Source organism: Dyella sp. CR10 (assembly GCF_055814425.1).
On the sequence record NZ_CP185986.1, the window covers coordinates 2,533,471 to 2,548,462 of the forward strand.

Genomic DNA, 14,992 nt, shown 5'->3' on the forward strand with positions numbered 1-14,992 from the left:
TAGCGTAGGAACCAGCGCTGTCTGCCAGCTTTCCCATCGGCCTTGCGCTCAGCGCCAGCGCGAGATCAGCTCCAGCAGCAGCAGGTCGCCACGCAGCGGGCCGCGCAATGCATCACGGGTCTGGTTGGCCGCACGATACCAATCGTCGAGCGCCTCCGGATCGAGCTGGCTAGCCAATGGGCCAGCCGTCCCCGCAGTGCGCGCACGAGCCTCGTCGGCCGCAGCCTGCGCGGCGAACCAAAGCCGCTGTGCAGGCTCATTGTCGAGCCATCGGCGCACCACTTCCATCGCCTCGCCACGGCCAGCCGCAAGCGCCGCCAGGTCCTTGCGGACCTCCAGGCGCCGCGCGAGCGCACCCTCTTCCGCCCACGCCTTCGCCAAGCCGGGGTTGCCACCGGCGGCATCGAGCGCGGTAGCGGCATCCTTCACACCCTCCGCCTTAAGCCAGCCCAGTGCCGTCTCGCGCGCAGGCAGCTGGAACTCGATGCGCTGGCAGCGGCTGCGAATGGTCTGCGGCATGCGCCAAGGCGCATCCGCCACCAGCAGCAGCAACGTGTCGGGCGAGGGCTCTTCCAACGTCTTGAGCAGGGCATTGGCCGCAGCGGTGTTCATCGCATCGGCCGGATCGATGCAGGCCACCTGCCAGCCGCCGAACTGGCTGGCCATGGCCAACCGCGCCGACAAGTCGCGAATCTGGTCCACCACGATGTCGCCCCGCTGCACGCCGTCCTTGCGCAGGCCGAAGCTCAGCACGACCAGGTCCGGATGCGTACCGGCATCCATGAGCAGACAGCTGCGGCAGCGACCACAGGCTTCACCGTCGACCGCTTGTTCGCATAGCAGGCCGCGCACGAAGCGATGCATGAAGTCGCGCTTGCCCAACCCGGCAGGCCCGCACAGCAGCAACGCGTGCGGAAGCGCACCGCGATCCCGCCGCGCTTGCAGCCGTGCCCAGTGCTCGGCATGCCACGGCATCGTGCTCATGGGCCCGCCCCGAACAGCGGTTCGAGCGCGGCCTCGGCCGCACGCAGCACCTCGGCCGGCGTAAGGCTCGCGTCGATCATGCGGAAGCGCCCAGGCTGTGTCGCGGCACGAGTGCGATAGGCCTCTCGCACTCGCTCGAAGAAAGCGTCGGCTTCCACCTCGATGCGATCCGCCTCGCCACGCCCGGCCGCGCGCGCGCGCCCCGTGGCAACCGGAAGATCGAGCAGCAACGTGATATCCGGCGCGAGGCCGCCGGTTGCCCATTGCTCGAGCGCCGCGATGCGCTCGACGGGCTGCCCTCGTCCGCCGCCCTGATAGGCATAACTCGCATCGGTGAAGCGGTCGCACAGCACCCAGCGTCCGGCAGCGAGCGCCGGCTCGATCAGCTCATGCACGAGCTGCGCGCGCGAGGCGAACATCAGCAGCAGCTCAGTCTCGGCGGCCATGTTGCGCAAGGCCGGATCCAGCACGATGGCGCGCACCGCCTCGCCCAACTGAGTGCCGCCAGGCTCGCGGGTGAGCACCAGGTCCACGCCACGTCGTTCGATATGAGCGCGCAACCCGGCGAGCAGCGTGCTCTTGCCCGCTCCCTCGCCACCTTCCAGGCTGATGAATTTTCCGCGCTTCGGATTCATTGGCACCGCTTCAGCTGAAAACAAGCGACGTTGCGGTTGTGCTCCTCCAGCGTGCTTGAGAACACATGGCTGCCGTCGCCGCGTGACACGAAATACAGTTCGCTGCCGCTCGCCGGATGCAGCGCAGCCATCAGCGCCGGCTTGCCCGGGAGGGCGATCGGCGTCGGCGGCAGGCCCGGGCGCGTATAGGTGTTGTAGGGCGTATCGGTGGTCAGATCGCTCTTGTGGATATTGCCAGCGTAGCTCTCGCCCATGCCGTAGATCACCGTCGGGTCGGTCTGCAGCAGCATGTGGGTGCGCAGACGTCGTACGAACACCCCGGCGATGCGCGGACGCTCGTCGGCGCGCCCGGTTTCCTTCTCCACGATGGAGGCGAGGATCAGGGCCTCGTACGGCGAGGCCAGCGGCAGGTCCTTGTCGCGCTGCGCCCACAGCGTGTCCAGCGTCTTGCCCATCGCCGCGTGGGCGCGCTTGAGGATGTCCAGGTCGCTGTCGCCCTTGACGTAGGCATAGGTCTCAGGAAGAAAGCGGCCTTCCGGCTCCTCGCCACCAGCGCCGAGCTTTTCCATGAGCTGCGCATCGTCCAGTGCGGCCGCGTCCTGGCGAAGCTTGTCCGCCTTGGTCAGGGCCTGGCGCAGCTCCCGGAACGTCCAGCCGTCCACGATAGTGAAGTTGCGCTGCATCACTTTGCCTGCCGCCATGTTGGCGAGCAGGTCGCGCGGCGTCATGCCAGGGGTGAGCGCGTACTCGCCAGCGTGCAGGCGGCCGGCCACGCGCAGTTGCTCGGCCAGCGCGCGCCAGTAAAGAGGATGCGCATCGGTCACACCTTGCGCGCGCAGCTGCGCCACGATGTCTTTCAGGCTGCTGCCGCGACCGACGTCGATGCTGCTTCCCTGCCCCTGTACAACACGCATCGGTGCCTGGCTGAAATGCGAGAAATCACGCCAGGCAAACGCCAGCGCCCCCGCCGCGACCAGCAGGATCAGGAGAATCAGGCCGCGCCACACCGCGCGCCCGGACATCATGCGTCGACTCATGCGAGCTCCATGGAAAAACCCAGGCCACGCCAGTGCGCTTGCAAGGCGCGGGTGACCGGTCCGGCAACATACATGGTTCCGGCCAGGGCCTGTACCGGGAGGATGCCGCGAACGCTGGAACTGAGGAAGAGCTCACTGGCCCGCGCCAGCTCGCCGAACTCGACATCGCGCACGACAGCGCCACGCACTTCAAGCACCTCGGCCCGCGCCACGCCGGTGACGCCGCAGCGATGCAGCGCTGGCGTCACCAGTACGCCGTCGATGACCGCGAACAGATTGGCCATGGTCGTGGAGACCGCTCGACCCGCGGCGTCCAGCATCACGCTGTCGGCGATGGCCGGGTCATCCCATTCGGCGCGGGCCAGCACCTGCTCCAGCCGGTTGAGGTGTTTCATGCCCGCCAGCAACGGCTGCTCCGACCAGCGGATGCCGCACACGCGCAGGCACACGCCGTTACGGAAACTGTCCATCGATACCGCCGGCACGGCGGATGCCGCCACGATACGGCTGGGGCGCGGATGCGCCGGCAAGGCGTAACCACGCTCGCCGACACCACGCGTCAGCGTAAGGCGCACCACGGCATCCGCGGCACCGTCCGATACCTGCGCGGCTTCACTCGCCAATACGGCTTCGTCCGGATCGGGCAGGCGCAGACGCCGGCAGCCTTCGCGCAGGCGTGCCATGTGCCTGGCCCACAGTGGCGCCTGGCCGGCAATGAAGCGGATCGTCTCGAACAGGCCATCGCCATAGGCGAGCCCGCGGTCCAGCGGCGACAGCCACGCCTCCGCCTGGCCATTGACGAGCACCCGCACCGGCGCCGACATCAGTCCGCCACTCCCAGAGCCCGCAGCAGCCCGCGGGCCTTGGCGCGCGTCTCCTCTAGTTCCTTCTCCGCCACCGAATCGGCCACGATGCCGGCGCCGGCGCGCAGCCCCACTTCCTTGCCGGCCAGCGTCAAGGTGCGGATCAGGATATTGAGATCGAGGTCGCCATTGCGATCGAGATAGCCCAGCGCGCCCGTGTAGGCACCGCGCGGCGCATCCTCGAGCGCCGCGATGATTTCCATGCAGCGCACCTTGGGACAGCCGGTGATGGTACCGCCAGGGAATGTCGCGGCGATCACCTGCCCTGGCGTGACGCCAGGACGGAGCCGGCCGCGCACATTCGACACGATGTGATGCACGTGCGCGTAACTTTCCACCACCATCAGCTCATCCACCTGCACCGTTCCGGGGACACACACGCGGCCCAGATCGTTGCGCTCCAGGTCGATCAGCATGACATGCTCGGCGCGCTCTTTCGGATGCGTGCGCAGCTCGCGGATGCGCGCGAGCTCGTCGTCGGCCGGCGTGCGCGGCCGCGTACCCGCAATGGGCCGCGTCTGCGCCATGCCGCCGCGCACTTCGACCAGGCGCTCGGGCGACGAGCTGACCACGGCCCAGGCCGACTGCTGCAACAGGCCGGCGAACGGCGCGGGGTTGGCGTCGCGCAGCGACGCATACAGGGAGGCAGGCAATACCTCCTGCGCATATCGCGCATGCCACGCGCGCGACAGATTGACCTGAAAGATATCGCCCGCCTGCAAATGCTCGTGGACGCGCGCCACCCCGTCGAGGAACAGCCGCGGTTCGTCCTCGCCGTGCGAGGCCGGCGGCGGCAGCGGAGGAATCGCCGGCTCGGCGGCAAGATCGGCCTCCATCTGGTCGAGCAGGTGCGCATGCCCGGCTTCGGCGATCAGCACCGTGCGATCGCGTTCGTGATCGACGATGACGGCCGCCGGACAGCGCAAGGCCAGCGCCGCCGGCAACACCTCGTGCGCGCGCAGCCGCAGGCGCGGCTCGATTTCGCCGGCCAGCTCATAGGCCAGCAACAGCACCCAGCCGCCATGGAACGGCAGGTCGTCGTCCTCCGCGCCGCGATCCTGGCGCTCGTCCCGCCAGGCGCGATCCAGCGCGTCCAGAAAACCGCCCGTCTGCGGCGCGCCCTGCCCGTCGATCAGGCGGCCGTCGGCATGCAAGGTCAGGCTGTCCTGCGGGAAAGCGAACAGCAGGTCGAAACGAGCCTGCGGGGTACCGCGCACCACGCTCTGCAGCAGGCACGGATAGCGCTCCGAAAATGCAGCGGCCGGCGCGAGCAGATCGCGCCGGCCGTGCAAGGTACGGCTGAGGGTGGTCACGCTTGGCGTCAGGCGCGTCGGAACGCCAGCGTGCCGTTGGTGCCGCCGAAGCCGAAGGAGTTGGAGAGCACCACGTCGAGCTTCGCCTCGCGCGCGACGTGCGGCACGAAGTCCAGGTCGCAACCCTCGCCCGGCTCGTCCAGGTTCACCGTCGGCGGCAGCACCTGATCGCGCAGCGCGAGGATCGAGAAGATCGCCTCCACGCCGCCCGCGGCACCCAGCAGATGGCCGGTGACGGACTTGGTCGAACTCATCGCCAGCTTGTAGGCATGGTCGCCGAACACGCGCTTGACCGCCCGCACTTCGCTCAGATCGCCCGGCGGCGTGGAGGTGCCGTGCGCATTGATGTACTGCACTTCCGTCGGATTCAGGGCCGCGTCGCGCAATGCATTCTCCATGCAGCGCCCCGCACCCTCGCCGCCCTCGCTGGGCGCGGTGATGTGGTAAGCGTCGCCGCTCATGCCGAAGCCGACCAGCTCGGCGTAGATCTTCGCGCCGCGCGCCTTGGCATGCTCGTACTCTTCCAGCACCAGCACGCCGGCGCCGTCGGACAGCACGAAACCATCGCGGTCCTTGTCCCACGGGCGACTGGCCTTGGTCGGCTCGTCGTTGCGGGTGGACATCGCCTTGGCCGAGCAGAACCCGGCCATCGCCGTACCGGTGGTGGCGAACTCGGCGCCACCGGCGATCATCGCATCAGCGTCCCCGTACTGGATCATGCGCGCGGCCAGACCGATGTTGTGCGTGGCCGTGGTGCATGCGGTCACGCAGGCAATGTTCGGGCCCTTCAGGCCGTACATGATCGACAGGTGGCCGGAGACCATATTGATGATCGAGCTCGGCACGAAGAACGGCGACACGCGACGCGGCCCCTTCTCGTGCAATTCGATCGAAGTGCGCTCGATGGTATGCAGGCCGCCGATGCCGGCAGCGACGGCGACGCCGATGCGCGGTGCGTTGGCTTCCGTCACCTCCAGCCCGGAATCGCGCAGGGCTTGCGTGCCCGCGGCGATGCCGTAGTGGATGAAGGGATCCATCTTCTTGATGTCCTTCGGCGCGATCCACTGCGCGGGATCGAAGTCACGCACCTGGCCGGCGATGCGGGTCGCATAGTTCGTGGCGTCGAAATGACTAACCGGTCCGATGCCGCTCACGCCCTTGAGAACGTTGTCCCAGGCGGTAGCGATATCGTTGCCGACCGGCGAAATGATGCCGAGTCCGGTTACAACCACACGTCGTTTGCTCATGCTGATATTCCTTCATGGTTCCGTGTGCCTGCCGCAAGGGCAGCCATCCCGCGGAAACCGCGTGGATGCCGTCGTTGCCCGATGGTGAGCACGCAGCCCACCATACGGGTCAGGACGTTGCAAAATGCAGAAACGAAAACTGCGCCAATGTGGCGCAGCTTTCGGTGTCGCGAGAAGTGGGGCGCAGGCGGCGGCATGAGATCCGCGCCGGAACGATCACTTCGCGTGGGCAGTGATGTAGTCGATGGCCTGCTGCACGTTGGTGATCTTTTCCGCTTCCTCGTCCGGGATCTCGGTCTCGAACTCTTCCTCGAGCGCCATCACCAGCTCGACGGTGTCCAGCGAATCCGCGCCCAGATCGTCGACGAACGAGGAGGTGTTTTGGACTTCGTCCTCCTTCACGCCAAGCTGCTCAATGACGATTTTTTTGACGCGCTCTTCGATGGTGCTCATGTTTGCCAATACCTCCCAAGGACAAAATTGCTGGCGGATTGTAGTGGCTAAGCTCGAGTCCCGCCACGGTCTACCAGGCATCGGTAAGGCGCCTGCCAGACGACCGGCGCGAAGGAGCAATTGTCTCCTAAAAAAGGACCGATGGCGACAACCCCCCCTGGACCTACGGCGAGGAGGTTCCGGACGGCGGGGCTACCACCGGGCGATTCCAGGCCGCCGCGGGCCGCAAGCCCGCCCAGCCATTGGCAGCGCGTACGCGCGAGAACACATCCTCGGGCATGGTATGCGACGACCAGATCAGCACATACCCCTGCGGATGTTCCTGCGCCCATCGCGCGGGATCGTCCACGGTCGGCAGCGGCCCCGGCAGCCGTGCCAGATAGGTGATCAGCCCCGGCTCGTGCCCCGTGCGGACCACCGGCACGCCGTGCTGCCGCAGATCCGTCACCGCCGCCGCGAGGCCGCGCAGATCCATCGACGCCAGCGCCTGCAGACGGATCAGCGGCAACATCGCGACGCTGAGCAACAGCATGACGCACGCCGTGCGCCGCGGCAGTTCGGCCCCCTCCCTCTTCCAGGCCAGCACCGAAGCTGCCGCCAGAAAGACCGCCGATAACGCATAAAGCAATCCCAGCCATGCCGGTGCGATCGGCGTCGAGATATGGCCCGGACGCAACAGTGCCCACACCCAGACCGCGAGAAGCAGCAGGCAGAACAGCAGCATCCTGCGGCTGTCGAGCAGACGCATCTCAACTCGAAGCAAAGCAGCCAGCCCGATCGCCATGCCGGGAAGCAAGGGCATCAAGTAGTGCAATTGCTTTCCGCTCACCGCGCTGAAGGCAAGCAGGGCCGGCAACGAGGCGCACAATCCGAAACGCACCGCCACAGACGAGCGAGCAGCCGCCACCGCCGGGCGCAATCGGGGCCAGCGCAACACCAGCGGCCAGGGCAGCAAGAAAAGCACGATCCACTGCAGATACCACCACGCCGGGCGGTCGTGGGCGAAGCTTTCGACCACGCGGCCTGCGGTCTGGGTGACCAGCAACTCCCTGGCGTCGTTCAGCCCCCGATGCCTGACCGCAGCCCACGCCCACAGCAGCACCGGCAGGCCGCCGGCCACGCATGCCAGCGAGGCCGCCCCAATGCGGCGCCACGACGGCGGCGCGCTGCCGCTCGCGGCCCACCAGCGCGAAAGCAGCAACGGAGGAAGCACATGCAAGAGCAGGACCGGCCCTTTCGCCAGCATCCCCAGCGCGCTGGCGGCGAACAGCAGCCATGGCGCCCAGCGCGCGCCGTGACGCACCCATGCCACCACAGCATGAAAGGCCAGCAGCACGAAGAAGCACAGCATGATGTCGAACATCACCACGCCGGCGAACAATTCGAAATAAAGCACGCTCAGCAGCAGCCAGGCCGCGTGCGCGCCATCGTCCTCATCCAGGCTCGTGGCGAGTTTCCGCACCAGCGCGACGCATCCGGCGGCGAAGACCAGCGGCAGCAGACGCGATACCCAGAGCGATGTTCCGAACACGCTCCATACGAGATTCAGCAGCCAGAACAACAGCGGCGGCTTGTCGAAGTACGGAAAACCATTGAGATGGAGGGTGATGAAATCCGCCGACTGACGCATTTCCCAGGCAACGCTGAGATAGCGCGTCTCGTCGATCGGCACCGCCGGCAGAATCCACAGGAACGGCGCGAGCAGAAAGATGAAGAACCAGGGACGATCGTCCAGGCCATCGCGGGCGCGCTTCATGGCATTCATACGGATATTCTCCGTGCCTACGCTTAGAGCCATCTTAGACTTCGGTCACGGCCGCCCGCACGGTCCGCGACAAAAAAAGCCGCCCGGAGGCGGCTTTGTCTTGCGCCGGATGGCCTGCCACCCTCAGGGCATGTACATGCCGCCGTTGACGTGCAGCGTTTCGCCCGTGATGTAGGCTGCCGCAGGCGAGGCGAGGAAGGCTACCGCCTTGGCGATATCGGATGCCTCGCCCAGACGGCCCAGCGCGATCTGGCCCAGCAGCGCCTGCTTGGACTCTTCCGGCAGCGAGCGCGTCATGTCGGTGTCGATGAAACCCGGAGCGACCACATTCACCGTGATGCCGCGGCTGCCGATCTCGCGCGCGAGCGACTTGGAAAACGCAATGATGCCCGCCTTGGCGGCGGCATAGTTGGACTGCCCCGGATTGCCGGTGAGGCCGATCACCGAGGCGATGGAAATGATGCGGCCCTTGCGTGCCTTCATCATGCCGCGCATCACCGCCTTCGAAGCGCGGTAGACGGACGTGAGATTGGTATCCAGGATGGCCTGCCAATCCTCGTCGCGCATGCGCATCAGCAGCTGGTCGCGGGTGATGCCCGCGTTATTGACCAGGATGGAAAGCTGGCCCACGTCCTTGCCGATCGCATCCACCAGAGCCTCGATGGCGCCGGGCTCGACCACGTTCAGCACGCGACCCTGGCCGCCATACGGCGCCAGGCGCTCGCCGATCGCGGCCGCGCCGCTTTCGCTGGTCGCCGTGCCGATCACGGTGGCGCCCTGCGCCGCCAGTTCGTCGGCGATCGCCGCGCCGATGCCACGGCTGGCGCCGGTGACGAGGGCAATTTCACCTTGCAGAATCTTGCTCATCGGTATCGCTTCCTGATGCTCTACGGAAATATCGTTTGTCGCTGGACTGACAGTCAGGCCCACTCGGCGTGCGCGGCGTCGAGATCCGCGGGCGTACCGATGGCGCGCGCCTCCACGCTCTTGTCGATCCGCTTGATCAGGCCGGCAAGCACCTTGCCCGGGCCGCACTCGGCCATGCGCGCGGCGCCACCGGCAACCAGGGTCTGCACGCATTCAGTCCAGCGCACGGGCAGGTAGAGCTGGCGCTGCAGCGCGCCGCGGATATCGTCGATGCTTGTGTAGGCGCGCGCTTCGGCGTTCTGTACCACCGGGATCGACGGCAAGCGCCACCCCAGGCCGGCCATGCGCTCGCCGAGCTTGTCCGCAGCATCACGCATGAGCGCGCAATGCGACGGCACCGAGACGGCGAGCTTCACCGCCTTCTTCACGCCCAGCTCGGCGAGGCGCGCCAGCGCGCGATCCACCGCTGCCGCATGACCGGCGATGACCAGCTGGCCGGGCGAGTTGTAATTGGCCGGCGCCACCACCTGCCCTTGCGCCACTTCTTCGCACACCGCCGCGATCTGGGCATCGTCGCCGCCCAGGACAGCCGCCATCGCGCCGACGCCCGCCGGCACGGCCGCTTGCATCAGGCGACCGCGCTCGGCCACCAGCGCAGCCGCGTCATGCAGCGACAATGCATCGGCGCAGACCAGCGCGCTGTACTCGCCCAGGCTGTGACCGGCCAACTGCGCCGGCAGCACGCCGCCGACCTTTCGCCACACACGCCACACCGCCACGCTGGCGGCGAGCAGCGCCGGCTGCGTGTTGTCGGTGCGGTTGAGCTGTTCTTCCGGCCCCTGCTGGCTCAGCGCCCACAGATCGATGCCAGCGCCCTGCGACGCCTCCTCAAAGGTGGCCTGTACTTCCGCATGGACGGCAGCGAGTTCCGCCAGCATGCCCACGGATTGCGAGCCCTGGCCGGGGAAGACGAAAGCGAGCGACGCGGCGTTCTGACTCATGCGGGAAAACATTCCGTTGACGAAAAGCGGAATGGTGCCAGCAACGCAAGCCGTACGCAGCCGTATTCCTCGTCGGAACCGTCAAAACGACGATGCCGCCCCGGAGGACGGCATCGAACGACGCTGCGTTTGAAACGCGCTCAGTAGCGCAGCAGCGCCGAAGCCCAGGTGAAGCCGCCGCCGAAGGCTTCCAGCAGCAGGTTCTGGCCGCGCTGCACCTTGCCCGAGCGCACGGCGTAGTCCAGCGCCAGCGGTACCGAGCCGGCCGAGGTGTTGGCATGCTTGTCCACCGTGACGATGACCTTGTCCATCGGCATGGCCAGGCGCTTGGCCGTGGCTTCGATGATGCGCAGGTTCGCCTGATGCGGAATCAGCCAGTCCAGCTGGTCGGCGTGCATGCCCGCGGCAGTGAGGGTTTCCTCGACTAGTGCGTCCAGCGTCTTCACCGCGACCTTGAACACTTCGCGGCCGGCCATCATCACGCGCACGCCGTGATTCTTCTCGTCCTTGAAGCCGACCGACACGCCGACCGGGTTGTATAGCAGTTCCTTGTGGCCGCCGTCGGCGTGCAGGCAGGTGGCATAGATACCCGGTTCCGGCGACGCCTCCAGCACCACGGCACCCGCACCGTCGCCAAACAGCACGCAGGTGGTGCGGTCATCCCAGTCCAGCATGCGGGTCAGCGTCTCGGCGCCGATGACCAGCACCTTCTTGGACTGGCCGCTGCGGATGAACTTGTCGGCCACACCCAGCGCGTACACGAAACCGGAGCAGGCCGCATTGACGTCGAACGCGGCGCAGCCGTTGGCACCCAGGCGGTGCTGCACCAGGCAAGCGGTGGACGGGAAGATGATGTCGGGCGTGGTCGTGCCCATCACGATCAGGTCGAGCTCGGACGCCTTCACGCCCGCCGCCGCCAGCGCGCGCTGCGCGGCCAGGGTAGCCAGGTCGCCGGTGGTCTCGCCGTCGGCGGCGATGTGCCGCTGGCGGATGCCGGTGCGCTCGCGGATCCACTCGTCGCTGGTATCGACGAACTTCTCCAGGTCTGCATTGGTGACGACGCGCTCCGGCAGCGCGCTGCCGGTGGCGATGATGCGGGAATAGATCTGGGCCATGGACTGTCCGTCAGCGGGGTTGGCGCATACGGCGCCTCACCCATGCTGGGAGACCGCCCGCGCCAAGACCGCAAAGTTACGTTCGTAAACGCCTAAACGCAAAGCGGCGCGTCACCGCGCCGCCCTGGAAGGAAACGGAACCCTCGCGGGAACGCTCAGTCCTCTTCGACCACCGCGGTGTTGGTGTCGATGACCTTCTTGCCGCGGTAGTAGCCGTCCTTGGTGACGTGGTGGCGCAGATGCACCTCGCCGCTGGTCGGATCGGTGGCCAGCTGCACGGTCTTCAGCGCATCGTGCGAACGACGCATGCCGCGGGTGGACGGGGTCTTGCGGCTCTTGGCAACGGCCATGGTGAGTCTCCAGCTAAGCGTTTATTTCTTGAGTTCGCGAAGGATCGCGAACGGGTTGTCGGAACGCCCTTCACCGGCATGCTCCTCCGGCGGCGGGGCCACTACTTCGTCGGGCAACTTACTGTCCGGATTGACCGGGACCAGCGGCAGCGCCAACAGCAATTCGTCTTCGATCACGTCCGCCAGGGCCAGCTTGCCGTCCTCGGCGACGAGCAGCGGTTCGTTGCCGGGCGGCAAGGACGCTTCCTCGTGCTCGTGGCGGATCAGGCCGAGACGGCTGTCCACGGTCACCGGCAGGACGAACGGCTCCAGTGAGCGCTGGCACAGCAACGTGAGCGGAGCCTCGGCGCGTACATCGAGATACGCATTGCCGAACTCATCACGACCGAAATCCAGCTCGAACCGGGCCTCGCCCTCAGTGCCGGCCAGGGCCTCGCTCAGGCGCCGCATGTCGGCGATGGGCAATACCCCCTGGAACGAACGCCGCGCCGAGACCATGCGCCATGCGTCCACGGACTCTGGCAGTGTCACGGACATAATCGCGAAATCATAGGTTTGCGACGGATCGAAGTCAACTGTCGCCGACCCGGCAACGCGTACCCGCTAACCCGGCCGGCGCATCAGTTTACGTGATCCGGGGCCGCCCCACCCTTTTGCCTGAACGACCACCATGCGGCAGACTGCCACCCCTTCCACGTTTCCGAGTCAGCCGGTCCCACGTGAACGCCTATCTGACGTATGGCTCGGCCGCCATTTTTCTCCTGATCGCCCTCACGGCGGCCTGGGCGCTCCGGGCGCGCCAGCGCAGCGATCGGCGCGCACGGAGCCTGCACGACTTGCTGATCCTTGCCGACCGGCTGGAAGCCGACCTCAAGACCTGCCGCGCCGGCCTGCAGCAGGCGCACGCCGTGATGTCGCTCAACCCGGACAAGCCCGCCGCCAGCGAACAGGAGGCGCGCCAGGCCATCGAGGCAGGTCTGCGGTCACTGCTCCAGCAGCGCATCTGGATTCGCGACCAGGCGCCTGGCGCGACGCAGGAGCAGCTCAACCAGGCCGTCTCGGCGATGAGCGAGACCCGGAGCCGCCTGGCGCCATTGCTCGAGGCCCTGGATCAGGCCCAGCACGCGCTCGATGACGCCATGCGCGAACACATCCAGAGAGGGCCGGAGGCGTGACCGCCGTGCCTCGCCTCGTTCTGGGCTCGACCTCCCGCTACCGCGCCGAATTGCTGCGCCGTCTCGGGACTGCTTTCGAGCAGCGTGCACCGGGCACCGACGAAGCCGCCGTGCCCGGCGAAGCACCCTCAGACCGCGCTTTGCGCCTGGCGATAGCCAAGGCCGAGGCCGCTGCCGCGGGGCTCAACGATGCCGTGGTGATCGGCTCGGACCAGGTCGCCGAACTGGACGGCCAAGTGCTCGACAAACCCGGCACTCCAGCGCATGCCTGCGAGCAATTGGCTGCAAGCTCCGGACGCGCGGTGCATTTCCACACCGCCTTGTGCCTGCTCGATACACGCACCGGCGAGCGCCACGTCCATGTCGACCACACGCGCGTGCGCTTCCGTTCGCTTACCACCGAGGAAATTCATCGCTACGTGGAGCGCGAGCAACCCCTGGACTGCGCCGGCAGCTTCAAATGCGAAGGTCTGGGCATCAGCCTGTTCGAACGCATCGACAATGAAGATCCGACCGCCCTGGTCGGATTACCGCTTATCGGCCTCGCCCGACTGCTGCGCAAGACGGGCATCGAGTTGCCTTGAGTTCGCTCAACGGGTGAAAGCGGCAATGCCGCGTTGCCAGATCACGCATCCGGCTGGCGGCACCGAAAGCGAGCCGGACGCTGGCACGCTCCCCGAATAGAAGGCCAAACGCCGCCGCCCGTCGAACAGATCCAGGCGCTGGACGGGTTGTGGCGCATCAATGCGCCGGCACAGCGTGCCAAGCCAGTCCGAACGTTCGCGGATGCGCAAGGCAGTTTCGTCGACGGCCAGCAGCATCGGCGCACCGGCATGCATCCGATGTAGCGCGGCTTCGTCACGCGCCCATAGGGCGAGCTGCGGTGCGCGCCCATGCTTGGTATTGAGCGGATTGTCCAGCGCATAGACCGGCACCGCGCCGTCCAACTGAAAATCGATCTCCGCAGCGAGCATGAAGTTGTCAGCCACCAGTACGGCAGGCCGCCGTTCCACCAGCTCGCGTGCGGCGGCGCCGCTTTCTTTCCATCCTACGAAGCGGGCCGGGAAGGCTTTCATTCCCGCCAGCGCATTGGCACCGTTCGTGCTCGCTGCCATGCCCAGGTAAGTCAGCCCGCCCAGTTGGCCAAGCCCGGCGAGGGCAAAGGCGCCGATCGCCACGATGCGTGCGAGACGCCGCCCCTCATAAAGACGTAACAGCACGGGCAAGGCACCCAGCAACGGCAGGTAGCCCGGCAGTGGCCAGTGGGCGCGGAAACGGAGGTCGTCCGCGAACAGGCCGAGCGCGAAATAAAGCAGGATGAAACACAACGAAGTAACAGCAATCAGGTCCCACGGCGCCCCCTCCCCACGTCGACGCCAACTACGCCAGGCCGCCCATAGCAGCAGGATATAAAGCAATGGCGTGCAAGCCACCGCCTGCTCGAACGGCTGCACCAGCGCATCGGCGTGGAATCGCCAGGGATTGCGCTCCACCAGTTGGAACGCGACGCCCGCGCCACGTTGCTGCCAGTTGGAAATCGCCAGCGGAACAAGGCCGATCAATGACACCGCCAGTGCCAGCCAGAACCCTTTGCGCCGCCATTGCTGGCGTCCACGCGGCGTGAGCACGAACAGCACCATGCCAGCAAGCATCGGCATCACCGCGCGGTAATGCGTCAGCCAGCACAGCGCGAGCGCGATGCCCAGCAGGAGCCAATCGCCGCGGCGGTCGTCTCTCATCGCGCGCAGCAGCGCCAGCAAGGCCAGCATGCTTGCCACCGTGAGCGGCACGTCGGGCAAGGCCAGCACGCCCAGACTTCCGGCAAGCGGAAGCACCAGGCAGAGCAAACCGGCCTGCCAACTCGCGCGTGCGTCGAAAGCGTGGCGGGCGAACGCGACCACCAGCCACGGCAGCAAGCTGCCTACCAGCAGGAACGGCCAGCGCATGCCCAGCACGCCGTGACCCGCCAGCGCCTCGCCCAACCGGATCATCCACGCGGTCAACGGCGGAAGATCGCTGTAGCCCCAAGCAGGATGGCGGCTTTCCTGCCAGTAGAACGCCTCGTCACCGAACGGAGACAGACTGGCGGCGACCGCGATCTTGCCGATCAGCAGGACGGCGAAGGCAATGAGAAACGCGCCTCGCCAGCGCGCGAGGCCGGGGGCTACACTGCCTTGGTCATGCATG

General features: G+C 66.9%; 16 protein-coding genes. 2 read left to right on the top strand and 14 right to left on the bottom strand.

The window, feature by feature from the left end; genetic code table 11:
* Window positions 1-48 precede the first annotated feature (48 nt).
* The 13 genes from holB to ACNR9O_RS11400 form a co-directional block, all read right to left on the bottom strand.
* Window positions 49-984: a DNA polymerase III subunit delta' gene (holB, locus tag ACNR9O_RS11340; protein ID WP_473680469.1), complete on the bottom strand. Its 936-nt coding sequence runs from the start codon at window positions 982-984 to the stop codon at window positions 49-51.
* The gene (tmk, locus tag ACNR9O_RS11345) at window positions 981-1,619 is read right to left on the bottom strand and encodes a dTMP kinase (RefSeq protein ID WP_473680467.1); all 639 of its coding nucleotides are present in this window, start codon (window positions 1,617-1,619) and stop codon (window positions 981-983) included. Before tmk ends, holB begins: the two co-directional genes overlap by 4 nt.
* Window positions 1,616-2,656, bottom strand: coding sequence for an endolytic transglycosylase MltG (gene mltG / locus ACNR9O_RS11350; protein WP_473680465.1), 1,041 nt, complete (start codon window positions 2,654-2,656; stop codon window positions 1,616-1,618). The genes tmk and mltG overlap by 4 nt, the downstream gene beginning before the upstream one ends.
* Window positions 2,653-3,480, bottom strand: coding sequence for an aminodeoxychorismate lyase (gene pabC / locus ACNR9O_RS11355; protein WP_473680463.1), 828 nt, complete (start codon window positions 3,478-3,480; stop codon window positions 2,653-2,655). The genes mltG and pabC overlap by 4 nt, the downstream gene beginning before the upstream one ends.
* On the bottom strand, window positions 3,480-4,832 hold the full coding sequence (locus ACNR9O_RS11360; protein WP_473680461.1) for an aminodeoxychorismate synthase component I: 1,353 nt from the start codon (window positions 4,830-4,832) through the stop codon (window positions 3,480-3,482). The genes pabC and ACNR9O_RS11360 overlap by 1 nt, the downstream gene beginning before the upstream one ends.
* 8 nt (window positions 4,833-4,840) lie before the next feature.
* Complete coding sequence (fabF, locus tag ACNR9O_RS11365; RefSeq protein ID WP_473680459.1) at window positions 4,841-6,079, bottom strand: beta-ketoacyl-ACP synthase II; 1,239 nt, start codon at window positions 6,077-6,079, stop codon at window positions 4,841-4,843.
* Window positions 6,080-6,295: 216 nt separating this feature from the next.
* Window positions 6,296-6,532 (bottom strand): acyl carrier protein, encoded by a 237-nt coding sequence (acpP, locus tag ACNR9O_RS11370; RefSeq protein WP_473680457.1) that lies wholly within the window; start codon window positions 6,530-6,532, stop codon window positions 6,296-6,298.
* A gap of 163 nt (window positions 6,533-6,695) precedes the next feature.
* A complete protein-coding gene (locus ACNR9O_RS11375) occupies window positions 6,696-8,297 on the bottom strand; it encodes an ArnT family glycosyltransferase (RefSeq protein WP_473680455.1) in 1,602 nt (533 codons plus the stop codon).
* A gap of 123 nt (window positions 8,298-8,420) precedes the next feature.
* Window positions 8,421-9,164, bottom strand: a complete 744-nt coding sequence (gene fabG, locus ACNR9O_RS11380; RefSeq protein ID WP_473680453.1) for a 3-oxoacyl-ACP reductase FabG — start codon at window positions 9,162-9,164, stop codon at window positions 8,421-8,423.
* Window positions 9,165-9,217: 53 nt separating this feature from the next.
* Window positions 9,218-10,165, bottom strand: coding sequence for an ACP S-malonyltransferase (gene fabD / locus ACNR9O_RS11385; protein WP_473680451.1), 948 nt, complete (start codon window positions 10,163-10,165; stop codon window positions 9,218-9,220).
* 140 nt (window positions 10,166-10,305) lie between these two features.
* Entirely contained in the window at window positions 10,306-11,280 is a 975-nt protein-coding gene (locus ACNR9O_RS11390) for a beta-ketoacyl-ACP synthase III (protein WP_473680449.1), read from the bottom strand.
* Between the two features lie 155 nt (window positions 11,281-11,435).
* Entirely contained in the window at window positions 11,436-11,630 is a 195-nt protein-coding gene (rpmF, locus tag ACNR9O_RS11395; protein ID WP_130620520.1) for a 50S ribosomal protein L32, read from the bottom strand.
* 21 nt (window positions 11,631-11,651) lie between these two features.
* Window positions 11,652-12,167 carry a YceD family protein gene (locus ACNR9O_RS11400; RefSeq protein WP_473700728.1) on the bottom strand — a complete coding sequence of 172 codons (516 nt, stop codon included), beginning with the start codon at window positions 12,165-12,167 and terminating at the stop codon, window positions 11,652-11,654.
* A 182-nt stretch (window positions 12,168-12,349) separates the two neighbouring features.
* Between ACNR9O_RS11400 and ACNR9O_RS11405 the strand changes: the two genes are divergently transcribed.
* Both ACNR9O_RS11405 and ACNR9O_RS11410 read left to right on the top strand, forming a co-directional pair.
* A complete protein-coding gene (locus tag ACNR9O_RS11405) occupies window positions 12,350-12,805 on the top strand; it encodes a hypothetical protein (RefSeq protein WP_473680445.1) in 456 nt (151 codons plus the stop codon).
* 5 nt (window positions 12,806-12,810) lie between these two features.
* Window positions 12,811-13,389 (top strand): Maf family protein, encoded by a 579-nt coding sequence (locus tag ACNR9O_RS11410; RefSeq protein WP_473680443.1) that lies wholly within the window; start codon window positions 12,811-12,813, stop codon window positions 13,387-13,389.
* Between the two features lie 6 nt (window positions 13,390-13,395).
* Here the strand turns inward: ACNR9O_RS11410 and ACNR9O_RS11415 are convergent, their stop codons facing one another.
* A complete protein-coding gene (locus tag ACNR9O_RS11415; RefSeq protein WP_473680441.1) occupies window positions 13,396-14,991 on the bottom strand; it encodes an ArnT family glycosyltransferase in 1,596 nt (531 codons plus the stop codon).
* Between the last annotated feature and the right edge of the window lies 1 nt (window position 14,992).

Bases quoted from the DNA above. Each gene is read 5' to 3' on its own strand.
- rpmF (WP_130620520.1), bottom strand. From the start codon at position 11,630: ATGGCCGTTGCCAAGAGCCGCAAGACCCCGTCCACCCGCGGCATGCGT.
- ACNR9O_RS11400 (WP_473700728.1), bottom strand. From the start codon at position 12,167: ATGTCCGTGACACTGCCAGAGTCCGTGGACGCATGGCGCATGGTCTCG.
- ACNR9O_RS11390 (WP_473680449.1), bottom strand. From the start codon at position 11,280: ATGGCCCAGATCTATTCCCGCATCATCGCCACCGGCAGCGCGCTGCCG.
- pabC (WP_473680463.1), bottom strand. From the start codon at position 3,480: ATGTCGGCGCCGGTGCGGGTGCTCGTCAATGGCCAGGCGGAGGCGTGG.
- ACNR9O_RS11375 (WP_473680455.1), bottom strand. From the start codon at position 8,297: ATGAATGCCATGAAGCGCGCCCGCGATGGCCTGGACGATCGTCCCTGG.
- acpP (WP_473680457.1), bottom strand. From the start codon at position 6,532: ATGAGCACCATCGAAGAGCGCGTCAAAAAAATCGTCATTGAGCAGCTT.
- ACNR9O_RS11415 (WP_473680441.1), bottom strand. From the start codon at position 14,991: ATGCATGACCAAGGCAGTGTAGCCCCCGGCCTCGCGCGCTGGCGAGGC.
- fabD (WP_473680451.1), bottom strand. From the start codon at position 10,165: ATGAGTCAGAACGCCGCGTCGCTCGCTTTCGTCTTCCCCGGCCAGGGC.
- mltG (WP_473680465.1), bottom strand. From the start codon at position 2,656: ATGAGTCGACGCATGATGTCCGGGCGCGCGGTGTGGCGCGGCCTGATT.
- fabF (WP_473680459.1), bottom strand. From the start codon at position 6,079: ATGAGCAAACGACGTGTGGTTGTAACCGGACTCGGCATCATTTCGCCG.
- holB (WP_473680469.1), bottom strand. From the start codon at position 984: ATGAGCACGATGCCGTGGCATGCCGAGCACTGGGCACGGCTGCAAGCG.
- fabG (WP_473680453.1), bottom strand. From the start codon at position 9,164: ATGAGCAAGATTCTGCAAGGTGAAATTGCCCTCGTCACCGGCGCCAGC.
- tmk (WP_473680467.1), bottom strand. From the start codon at position 1,619: ATGAATCCGAAGCGCGGAAAATTCATCAGCCTGGAAGGTGGCGAGGGA.